Annotated in this window: 11 protein-coding genes and 1 pseudogene; 6 read left to right on the top strand and 6 right to left on the bottom strand. The window is 70.0% G+C overall.

Going from position 1 to position 9,075, the window contains the following annotated elements:
• Positions 1-7: 7 nt before the first annotated feature.
• The 4 genes from LG388_RS09360 to LG388_RS09345 form a co-directional block, all read right to left on the bottom strand.
• Complete coding sequence (locus LG388_RS09360) at positions 8-478, bottom strand: F0F1 ATP synthase subunit B (RefSeq protein WP_225782536.1); 471 nt, start codon at positions 476-478, stop codon at positions 8-10.
• Between the two features lie 38 nt (positions 479-516).
• Positions 517-777: a F0F1 ATP synthase subunit C gene (gene atpE, locus LG388_RS09355; RefSeq protein WP_056667590.1), complete on the bottom strand. Its 261-nt coding sequence runs from the start codon at positions 775-777 to the stop codon at positions 517-519.
• Positions 778-841: 64 nt separating this feature from the next.
• Positions 842-1,738, bottom strand: coding sequence for a F0F1 ATP synthase subunit A (gene atpB / locus LG388_RS09350; protein WP_225782535.1), 897 nt, complete (start codon positions 1,736-1,738; stop codon positions 842-844).
• A 21-nt stretch (positions 1,739-1,759) separates the two neighbouring features.
• Entirely contained in the window at positions 1,760-2,233 is a 474-nt protein-coding gene (locus tag LG388_RS09345) for an ATP synthase subunit I (protein ID WP_225782534.1), read from the bottom strand.
• Positions 2,234-2,542: 309 nt separating this feature from the next.
• Here LG388_RS09345 and LG388_RS09340 point away from each other — a divergent pair, with 309 nt between their 5' ends.
• The 6 genes from LG388_RS09340 (at position 2,543) to LG388_RS09315 (ending at position 8,260) form a co-directional block, all read left to right on the top strand.
• Complete coding sequence (locus LG388_RS09340) at positions 2,543-2,848, top strand: YbeD family protein (RefSeq protein WP_225782533.1); 306 nt, start codon at positions 2,543-2,545, stop codon at positions 2,846-2,848.
• 65 nt (positions 2,849-2,913) lie between these two features.
• Entirely contained in the window at positions 2,914-3,612 is a 699-nt protein-coding gene (lipB, locus tag LG388_RS09335) for a lipoyl(octanoyl) transferase LipB (RefSeq protein WP_255632156.1), read from the top strand.
• Between the two features lie 19 nt (positions 3,613-3,631).
• Complete coding sequence (lipA, locus tag LG388_RS09330; RefSeq protein WP_225782531.1) at positions 3,632-4,612, top strand: lipoyl synthase; 981 nt, start codon at positions 3,632-3,634, stop codon at positions 4,610-4,612.
• A gap of 95 nt (positions 4,613-4,707) precedes the next feature.
• Complete coding sequence (locus tag LG388_RS09325) at positions 4,708-6,303, top strand: class I adenylate-forming enzyme family protein (RefSeq protein WP_225782530.1); 1,596 nt, start codon at positions 4,708-4,710, stop codon at positions 6,301-6,303.
• A gap of 82 nt (positions 6,304-6,385) precedes the next feature.
• Entirely contained in the window at positions 6,386-7,141 is a 756-nt protein-coding gene (locus LG388_RS09320) for an AraC family transcriptional regulator (protein ID WP_225782529.1), read from the top strand.
• Positions 7,142-7,282: 141 nt separating this feature from the next.
• Positions 7,283-8,260, top strand: coding sequence for a DMT family transporter (locus LG388_RS09315; protein WP_225782528.1), 978 nt, complete (start codon positions 7,283-7,285; stop codon positions 8,258-8,260).
• A 19-nt stretch (positions 8,261-8,279) separates the two neighbouring features.
• On the opposite strand, the pseudogene LG388_RS09310 reads toward LG388_RS09315, so the two are convergent.
• Positions 8,280-8,744 (bottom strand): annotated as a pseudogene (locus tag LG388_RS09310) (DUF2127 domain-containing protein).
• A 56-nt stretch (positions 8,745-8,800) separates the two neighbouring features.
• Positions 8,801-9,049: a DUF1272 domain-containing protein gene (locus LG388_RS09305; RefSeq protein WP_225782768.1), complete on the bottom strand. Its 249-nt coding sequence runs from the start codon at positions 9,047-9,049 to the stop codon at positions 8,801-8,803.
• Positions 9,050-9,075: the final 26 nt, after the last annotated feature.

The raw sequence follows: 9,075 nt of genomic DNA, 5'->3' as shown, positions 1-9,075 counted from the left end.
GCAGTCCTCAGAGTTCGGTCTTCAGGCGCGAAAGCAGGTCGGCGTGGACGCCGGCGTTGACTTCCTTGCGCAGGATCTGCTCGGCACCCTTGACGGCCAGCGCAGCCACCTGCTCGCGCAGGGCTTCACGGGCCCGCACGGCCTGCTGCTCGGCCTCGTCACGCGCGGCGGCCACGATCTTGGCGGCTTCCTCGGTGGCGCGGGCCTTGGCCTCTTCGATGATCTGCTGGGCGCGGCGCTCGGCGTCGGCCAGGCGGTTGCCGGTCTCGGTGCGCGAGGCCTGCAGTTCCTGTTCGACACGCTGGTTGGCAGACGCGAGTTCGGCCTTCGCCTTCTCGGCGGCCGCCAGGCCCGCGGCGACTTTCTGTGTGCGCTCATCCAGCGCCTTCGCGATGGGCGGCCACACGAACTTCATCGTGAACAGCACCAGCAGCAGGAAGACGACGGCCTGAACGAACAGCGTTGCGTTGATACTCACGTCAACACCTCTCTTTTAGGCGGGGCGTCGGACGCGAATCAGGCGGCGGGCAGCGCGGCGATGAAGGGGTTGGCGAAGGCGAACAGCAGAGCGATGGCCACGCCGATCAGGAAGGCGGCGTCGATCAGACCGGCCAAGATGAACATCTTGGTCTGCAGGTCGTTCATCAGCTCGGGCTGACGGGCCGAGGACTCGAGGAACTTGCCACCCATCAGGGCAATACCGATGGAAGCACCGATCGCGCCGAGACCGACGATCAAACCACAAGCCAGAGCGACGAGACCGAGAACGTTTGCCATGATGACTCCTTAGGAAAAAATGATTGGCAAGAGGAAAGGGAAGGGAAACGAGAAACCGGGGTGATCAGTGCGCTTCGTGCGCCTGACCCAGGTAGATCAGCGCCAGCATCATGAAGATGAAGGCCTGCAGCGTGATCACCAGGATGTGGAACACAGCCCAGATGAAGCCCGCAATGATGTGACCCAGCGGCAGCAGCACGCCCGACAGGGACAGGGCCGCGGCGCCGCCCATCAGGGCGATCAGCATGAACACCAGTTCGCCGGCGTACATGTTGCCGAACAGACGCATGCCGTGCGAGACGGTCTTGGCCACGTATTCGATGACCTGCATCAGCAGGTTCACCACGCCGAGGATCAGCGCGAAGATGGGGTTCTTGCTGGTGCCGAACGGCGCCGTGACCAGCTCGTGCGCCCAGCCGCCAGCGCCCTTGATCTTGACGCTGTAGAACCAGCACAGCAGCAGCACCGAGGTGGACAGGCCCAGCGTGGTGGACAGGTCGGCCGTCGGCACGACGCGCATGTAGGCATGGTGCGGGTCATGGCCCATCGCACCATAGGCCTGCGCCCACAGGTGGGGCAGCAGGTCGACGGGCAGCAGGTCCATCGCGTTGAGCAGGAAGATCCAGACGAACACGGTGAGCGCCAGCGGGGCGATGAACTTGCGGCTCTGGGCGTTGTGGATGTTGGCCTTGGCCTGGTTGTCGACCATCTCGACCAGCAGTTCCACGGCGGCCTGGAAGCGGCCCGGGACGCCCGAGGTCGCCTTGCGCGCGGCCAGCCACAGCACCAGACAGCCCAACACACCCAGGATCACGGAATAGAGCACCGAATCCAGGTTGATCACGTTGAAGTCGATGATCGCCGTCTGCTTCGTGGCATTGAGGCCCCAGTCCACCTGCCAGTGCTGCAGGTGGTGGACGATGTACTCACTGGCGGTCGGTGCGTGTCCTTCGGCGGCCATTTATCAGCGTCTCTCTAACGGTCAAATACGGTTCAAAAAGCGAGGCCGCACCAAGAGCGCAACCCAGTACATCTTCAGCGCGACCACCACGCCGGCCACCAAGGCCAGCCAGTGGAGATCGCCGATCAGCCACGGCGCCGCGGCCAGCAGGGCCACGGTCAATACGATCTTGATCAACTCCCAGACAAAAAACCTCAGCATGACAGCAGACTGTGACAGCTGCTGCGTCCCGCGCCGCGTCGCCTTCAGGAAGAGGGCTGCAGGCAAGGTGACCGCCAGGGCTCCGTAGAAGGCCGACCCCGCAGCCGAAGGCTGCCGGGCCCAGGCCCAGGCGATCCCTGCCGCGAGCAATCCCGCGGCCACCTGGGCCGCGATCACCCACCAGGGCGACGGTTCGGGATGCTGTTCGCGCAAGCGCTGCGCCTGCTCGGCGGTCAGCGGCTTGAAGTCGGAAACCTCGGCCTCATCTCCGGTCACAGGGGCGTTGTTGTTCATTGGTGTGGCCGCCCCTGCATCCGCAGAAATTCTACAAAGCCTCTCATTATAAGTACAAACCCCGGCCGCTCCGGCATTCCGTCACGCCGGGCGTTGTCGCGCGCGTGAAAGCAGCATGGCGCGCGGACCGGCGCGGCGTCATTCCACGCCGCGGGCGGGAGGCGCGGGCCCTGCCTGCACACTCTCCCCGCCGCCGCAGGGCCCGCCCTGGAATTGGCGCCCCGCGCCCCCATCTGGGAGACTCGCCGGCATCCGGCCTCGCGGCTGTCGCCGACCGCATCGGCGCCCGCGGCCTCCGAAGGAAGTTCCATGTCTGCCTCTGCCCTGCCCCCCAGCCCGCCCGTCGCCGACGGCCGCAAGGACTCGCTCATCGAGTACCCGAGCGCCTTTCCCATCAAGGTCATGGGCGCGAACGTGGACGGCTTCGTGCATGCCGTGACGCAGGTGGCCAAGGCGCATGACCCCGGCTTCGACGCCAGCACCATCGAGCTGCGCGACAGCAAGGCCGGCAACTACCTGGGCGTGACGATCACCGTGACCGCCACCAGCCGCGAACAGCTCGACGCGCTGTACCAGGCACTGTCCACGCATCCGATGGTCAAGGTCGTGCTGTGAGCACGGCGGGCGCCCTGCAGCCCGAGCGGCTGGGCCGCGTGCCCTACGCGCCCACCTTCGCGGCCATGCAGGCCTTCTCGCAGTCACGCACGTGCGACACGCCCGACGCGCTGTGGCTGTGCGAACACGACCCCGTGTTCACGCAAGGGCTGGCGGGCAAGGCCGACCATGTGCTGCTGCCCGGCGACATCCCGGTGGTGCAGACCGACCGCGGTGGCCAGGTCACCTTCCACGGTCCCGGCCAGGTGGTGGCCTATCCGCTGCTGGACCTGCGCCGCGCGGGCTACTACGTGAAGGAATACGTCTACCGCATCGAGGAAGCCGTGCTGCGCACGCTGGCGCACTTCGGCGTCACCGGCCACCGCGTGGCGGGTGCGCCGGGCATCTACGTGCGCCTGGACGACCCGTTCTCACACGCGGCGTGGAAAGGCCCCCACGCTGCGCCGCTGCGCGGGTCGCTGCCCCCCGGGGGGGCTGATTCGTCTCGGGGCGGCCCGGCGGCGAATTCCGGCCCGCAGCCCGGCGTCGACCCCTTCCGCGGCCTGGGCAAGATCGCGGCGCTGGGCATCAAGGTCAGCCGCCACTGCACCTACCACGGCGTGTCGCTCAACGTGGCGATGGACCTGGAGCCCTTCACGCGCATCAACCCTTGCGGCTACGCGGGGCTGCAAACCGTCGATCTTTCTACAATCGGCGCCCCAGTCACATGGGACGAAGCCGCGCAGGTGCTGGGCCAGAAACTCAGTGCCTACCTGGCCCCCTGAGTCCTGCCGAGGCCCTGCCATGAGCACTCCCGAAGTCGTCCGCGAAGCCCAGTCCGCCGAGAACTACAACCCGCTGGCCAAGCAGAAGGCCGCGGCCAAGCTGTCGCGCATCCCCGTCAAGGTGGTGCAGTCCGAGGTGCTCAAGAAGCCCGAGTGGATCCGCGTCAAGGCCGGCAGCCCGACCACGCGCTTCTACGAGATCAAGCAGATCCTGCGCGAGTCGAACCTGCACACGGTGTGCGAGGAAGCCTCCTGCCCCAACATCGGCGAATGCTTCGGCAAGGGCACGGCCACCTTCATGATCATGGGCGACAAGTGCACGCGCCGCTGCCCCTTCTGCGACGTGGGCCACGGCCGGCCCGACCCGCTGGACAAGGACGAGCCGCTCAATCTGGCCCGCACCATCGCCAAGCTGCGCCTGAAGTATGTGGTGATCACCAGCGTGGACCGCGATGACCTGCGCGACGGTGGCAGCGGCCACTTCGTCGAATGCATCCAGAAGACGCGCGAGCTTTCGCCAGGCACGCAGATCGAGATCCTGGTGCCCGACTTCCGCGGCCGCGACGACCGCGCGCTGGAGATCCTCAAGGCCGCGCCGCCGGACGTGATGAACCACAACCTCGAGACCATTCCGCGCCTGTACAAGGAAGCGCGCCCGGGCTCGGACTACCAGTTCTCTCTGAACCTGCTCAAGAAGTTCAAGGCGCTGCACCCCAACGTGCCCACCAAGAGCGGCCTCATGGTCGGCCTGGGCGAGACCGACGAGGAGATCCTGCAGGTCATGCGCGACATGCGCGCGCATGACATCGACATGCTGACCATCGGCCAGTACCTCGCGCCCAGCAACAGCCACCTGCCGGTGCGCCGCTACGTGCACCCGAACACCTTCAGGATGTTCGAGGAAGAGGCCTACAAGATGGGCTTCACGCACGCCGCCGTGGGCGCGATGGTGCGTTCGAGCTACCACGCCGACGAGCAGGCCCACGCCGCGGGCGTCTGACCTCCGCGCGGGCGTCACCCGCCCGTCACCTCGGCGACGGCGGCGGGTCCGGACGGCGCACTAAGGTCGGGCCATCCCGCCCGTCCTCGTCCCCCATGCCGCTGACCGCCTCCGACATCGCCGCCGCGCCCTTCCGGCGCGTCACCGACTGCATCCGTCTCCATGCCGAACAGGCGCCGCAGCGCCCGGCCCTGCGCGATGCGTCCACCACGCTCGACTACGCGGGCCTCGATGCGCACATGGACCGCATCGCCGCTGCGCTGGTCCATGCCGAGCTGCCGCCCGGAGCGGCCATCGCGATCTGCGCGCAGGCCTCGGTGGACTACGCGGCCGTGTTCCTCGGCGCGCTGCGCGCCGGCGTGGCCGTGGCGCCGCTCGCGCCCGGCAGCACGGCGCAGAGCCTGCGCCGCATGGTGGACAACGCGCAGGCCACGCTGCTATTCGTCGACGCGGCCGGCTTCGAGGCGCTGCAGAGGCAGGCCCCCGAGGGAGTGACGCTGATCGGCATCGGCCCGCCACCGGCGGCCGAAGGCCTGCAGACGCTGGAAGACTGGCTGGCTGCGGCGCCCGCCGCAGACCCGGTCGCGCTGGCGCAGCGCCAACCCGCCGAAGACGCGCCCTTCAACATCATCTATTCCTCCGGCACCACCGGCGAGCCCAAGGGCATCGTGCAGAGCCACGCCATGCGCTGGGCCCATGTGCAGCGCGGCCAGAGCTACGGCTACGGCCCCGAGACGGTCACGCTGCTGTCCACCCCGCTGTACTCCAACACCACGCTGGTGGTCTTCTTCCCCACCCTGGCCTATGGCGGCTGCGTGCTGCTGATGCCGAAATTCGAGGCCGGCGCCTGGCTGCGGCTGGCCGAGGCGCACGGCGTGACCCACACCATGCTGGTGCCCGTGCAGTACCAGCGCCTGCTCGCGCATCCGGATTTCGACCGCACCGACCTCGGCCGCTTCCACATAAAGTTCTGCACCAGCGCGCCCTTCTCCGCCGCGCTCAAGGCCGAGGCGCTGGCCCGCTGGCCCGGCGGGCTGGTCGAGTTCTACGGCATGACCGAAGGCGGCGGCACCTGCCTGCTGGAAGCGCACCTGCACCCCGACAAGCTGCACACGGTGGGGCGCCCTGCGCCGGGCAGCGACATCCGCCTGATCGACGAAGAAGGCCGCGAACTGCCGCCCGGCACCGTGGGCGTGGCCGGCGAAGTGGTGGGCCGCTCGGGCGGCATGATGACCGGCTACCACCGCCAGCCCGAGAAGACGCGCGAGGCCGAATGGTTCTCGGCCGAGGGCTTGCGCTTCATCCGCACGGGCGACGTGGGCCGCTTCGATGCCGATGGCTTTCTCACCCTGGCCGACCGCAAGAAGGACCTCGTCATCAGCGGCGGCTTCAACATCTACCCCAGCGACCTCGAAGCCGTGCTGCGCGAACACCCGGGCGTGGCCGATGCGGCCGTGGTCGGTGTGCCCTCCGAACAGTGGGGCGAGACGCCGGTCGCCTTCGTGGTGCGCAGCGCGCAGGCCGGCGCGATCACGCCCGAGGCGCTGCTCGCCTGGGCCAATGCGCGCCTGGGCAAGACCCAGCGCCTGAGCGCCGTGCAATGGCTGGACGAGCTGCCGCGCAGCGCGATCGGCAAGGTGCTCAAGCGCGAACTGCGCGACGCCTGGGACGCGCGCGCCGGCACGCAGTAGGCGAAGCCCGCAGGGCGCGCAGGCGGCTGCGGCGCACAATGCCGGCAACCAGCCCCTTCTTTCGCCGGCCTTCGCTTCGCGCATGCGCTCACCGCCCCCGCAGCCCTCACTGCACCTTCGCAGCTACCGCGGCCATTCGGTCCCGCATGACCACGACTTCGCGCAGCTCGTGCTGCCGGTCGCGGGCGCGCTTCATCTCGACTTCGGCGACCGCGCCGCCCCGCTGGACGCCGCGCGCGGCGCCTTCGTGCCCACGCGCCAGCCGCACGCCACGCACACCGACGGCCCGAATCGCTCGCTGATCCTGGATCTGCCGGGCGACCCGGCGCTGTCGCCGCTGCTCGAACAGCTGGCGCACCGCCCCTTCCTCGCGCTGTCGGCGCCGGCCACGCGGCTGCTGGATTTCATGGCCCTCCTGGTCGAGCAGGGGCAGGCCTCGGCGCCTGCGGTGCAGCTGTGGGTGCCGCTGCTGCTCGACACCCTGCTGCTGCAGGCGCCGCGCCCCGCGTCGCGCCTGGCCGCGCTGCGCGCGCGCGTGGAAGCCGACCCCGGCGCCGGCTGGACCGTGGCACGCATGGCGCAGTTCGCCGCCCTGAGCCCGAGCCGGCTGCACGAGCTGTTCCAGGCCGAGCTGCACACCCCGCCGCGCGCCTGGCTGCAGGGCCTGCGCCTGGCGCGGGCGCGCGAGCTGCTGGCCCACACCCGCCTGCCCATTGCCGAGATCGCGAGCCGCTGCGGCTTTGCGGACCAGAGCGCGCTGACGCATGCGATGCGCCGTGCGCACGACATCACGCCGGCGGCCTGGCGCCGGCAGAACGCGGCGCCCGGCGCGCCGTAGCCCGCAGCGCGCCCGCAGCCGCGAAGCGAAGGCGCGCACAAAAGCGGCGGAGCCTGGCACAAGCCGCCGCCGACGCGCGCGGGCATGATCTCCTTGGCCGTGCCTGCGCCTGCCGCGCGCCGCCTTTTTCCTCCGCTTCGCATGTCTTCCTCTTCGTCCATCCGCCGCGGCATCGCCTGCGGGGCCGCCGCAGGCGCCTTCTGGGGCCTAGTCTTCCTCACGCCCGAACTGGTGCGCGACTTCACGCCCGGGCAACTGGCGGCCGGGCGCTACCTGGCCTACGGCCTCTTCGCGGCCGTGCTGATCGCGCCGCGCCTGCGCCGCCTGCTGCCCCGGCTGGGCGGGCGCGAATGGTGGGCGCTGACCTGGCTCAGCCTGCTGGGCAACACGCTGTACTACGTGCTGCTGGCGCAGGCCGTGCAGCTGGGCGGAATGGCCATGACGGCGCTGGTGATCGGCTTCCTGCCCGTGGCCGTGACCCTGGCCAGCCGCGGCGGCGCAGGCGCCGTGCCGCTGCGCCCACTTGCGCCCTCGCTGCTGCTGGGCATCGCGGGCATCGGCTGCGTGGGCTGGCAATCGCTGGGCGCGGCCTCGGCCGCCGGCCCGGCCGCCGACCTGGCCCGGCCCGGCGCCCTGCTGGGCTTTGCCTGCGCGGTCGGGGCGCTGATCTCCTGGTCCGTCTATGCCGTGGCCAACGGCCGCTGGCTGGCGCGGCGCGCCGACCTGTCGGCCCACGACTGGAGCCTGCTGACCGGGCTGGCCACGGGCGCGCAGGCACTGCTGCTGGCCGTGCCGGCCTTCCTGCTGACGGGCAGCGGCGCCGAGGCTGCGGCGCATACGCCCGAAGCCTGGTGGAGCTTCATCGGCGTGGTGACCAGCGTGGCCATCCTCGCCTCCATCGTCGGCAATGCCTTCTGGAACCGCGCCAGCCGCCTGCTGCCCTCGACCATGATCGGCCAGATGATCCTGTTCGAGACCCTGTTCGCCCTGCTCTACGGTTTTGCGTGGGAACGGCGCGGCCCCACGCTGCTGGAGGCATGCGCGATGGTGCTGGTGGCCGCAAGCGTGCTGCTGAGCGTGCGCGCGCACGCGCCCGCCGGCGCGGCCCATGCGGCTTGAAGCGGCCGGCGCCTTTCGGTCAGTGCCCGGGTGCAGCCACCGGCGCGCGCCGGCGCCGCAGCGAGGCGAGCATGACGGCGACGACGCCCAGGTTCAGCACCAGCAGCCCCAAGTGCAGCGCCGTGGGCGCGCGCCAGAAGGCCATCAGCTCGAAGGGCACGTAGATCGCGCCGCTCACGGCCGCCAGCAGTTCGGCCCAGGCGCGTCCGCGGTACAGGCCGTAGGCCTCGACGAAGCGCAGCAGCGCATAACCGGCCGCGCCTGCCGCCAGGGTTCACAGGCGAGCGTCATGCACGCGCGTGGCGGCGTCCAGGAAGATCTGCGGATAGTGGGACGCCGGGTTGAGATGCGTGTGCTCGACCAGGGCCAGCGCCAGCGCATGCAGGTCGCGGTGCGCGAGCGACAGCACGGCCGAGGAGGCCAGCAGCACCACCGCGCCCTTGAGCGCTTCGAAGGCCGCGACGGCGCGGATCGTGCGGCTCATCGGGAATGCGCCCGGGCGGTCTCAGTCACACGCAGGGCGAAGCGCGCGGAGCCGCCTCAAGCGGAGGTGGCGCAACCCGCCGGCTTGAGCACCCGTTGCGTCGACGCCGGGTGCTTCGCCAGCTTGGCCGCCGGCCGGCGCGGACGCTGCAGCAACTCGCCGCCGCAGTTCGGGCAGGCGCCGCCCAGCTTCTGCGCGGCGCAGGCAGCGCAGAAGGTGCATTCAAAGGTGCAGATGCGGGCGTCGCTGCTGTCGGGCGGCAGGTCGCGGTCACAGCATTCGCAGTTGGGGCGCAGTTCGAGCATGGCGGTCAAGGAGCGGGGGTGGAACG

This window comes from Xenophilus sp. Marseille-Q4582 (genome assembly GCF_916700565.1).
Taxonomy (GTDB): Bacteria; Pseudomonadota; Gammaproteobacteria; order Burkholderiales; family Burkholderiaceae_C; genus Xenophilus.
This window is presented reverse-complemented; position numbering and strand designations above follow the sequence as displayed.

Coding starts and splice junctions, on each gene's coding strand:
- atpE (WP_056667590.1), bottom strand. CDS start 777: ATGGCAAACGTTCTCGGTCTCGTCGCTCTGGCTTGTGGTTTGATCGTC.
- atpB (WP_225782535.1), bottom strand. CDS start 1,738: ATGGCCGCCGAAGGACACGCACCGACCGCCAGTGAGTACATCGTCCAC.
- LG388_RS09345 (WP_225782534.1), bottom strand. CDS start 2,233: ATGAACAACAACGCCCCTGTGACCGGAGATGAGGCCGAGGTTTCCGAC.
- LG388_RS09340 (WP_225782533.1), top strand. CDS start 2,543: ATGTCTGCCTCTGCCCTGCCCCCCAGCCCGCCCGTCGCCGACGGCCGC.
- lipB (WP_255632156.1), top strand. CDS start 2,914: ATGCAGGCCTTCTCGCAGTCACGCACGTGCGACACGCCCGACGCGCTG.
- lipA (WP_225782531.1), top strand. CDS start 3,632: ATGAGCACTCCCGAAGTCGTCCGCGAAGCCCAGTCCGCCGAGAACTAC.
- LG388_RS09325 (WP_225782530.1), top strand. CDS start 4,708: ATGCCGCTGACCGCCTCCGACATCGCCGCCGCGCCCTTCCGGCGCGTC.
- LG388_RS09320 (WP_225782529.1), top strand. CDS start 6,386: ATGCGCTCACCGCCCCCGCAGCCCTCACTGCACCTTCGCAGCTACCGC.
- LG388_RS09315 (WP_225782528.1), top strand. CDS start 7,283: ATGTCTTCCTCTTCGTCCATCCGCCGCGGCATCGCCTGCGGGGCCGCC.
- LG388_RS09305 (WP_225782768.1), bottom strand. CDS start 9,049: ATGCTCGAACTGCGCCCCAACTGCGAATGCTGTGACCGCGACCTGCCG.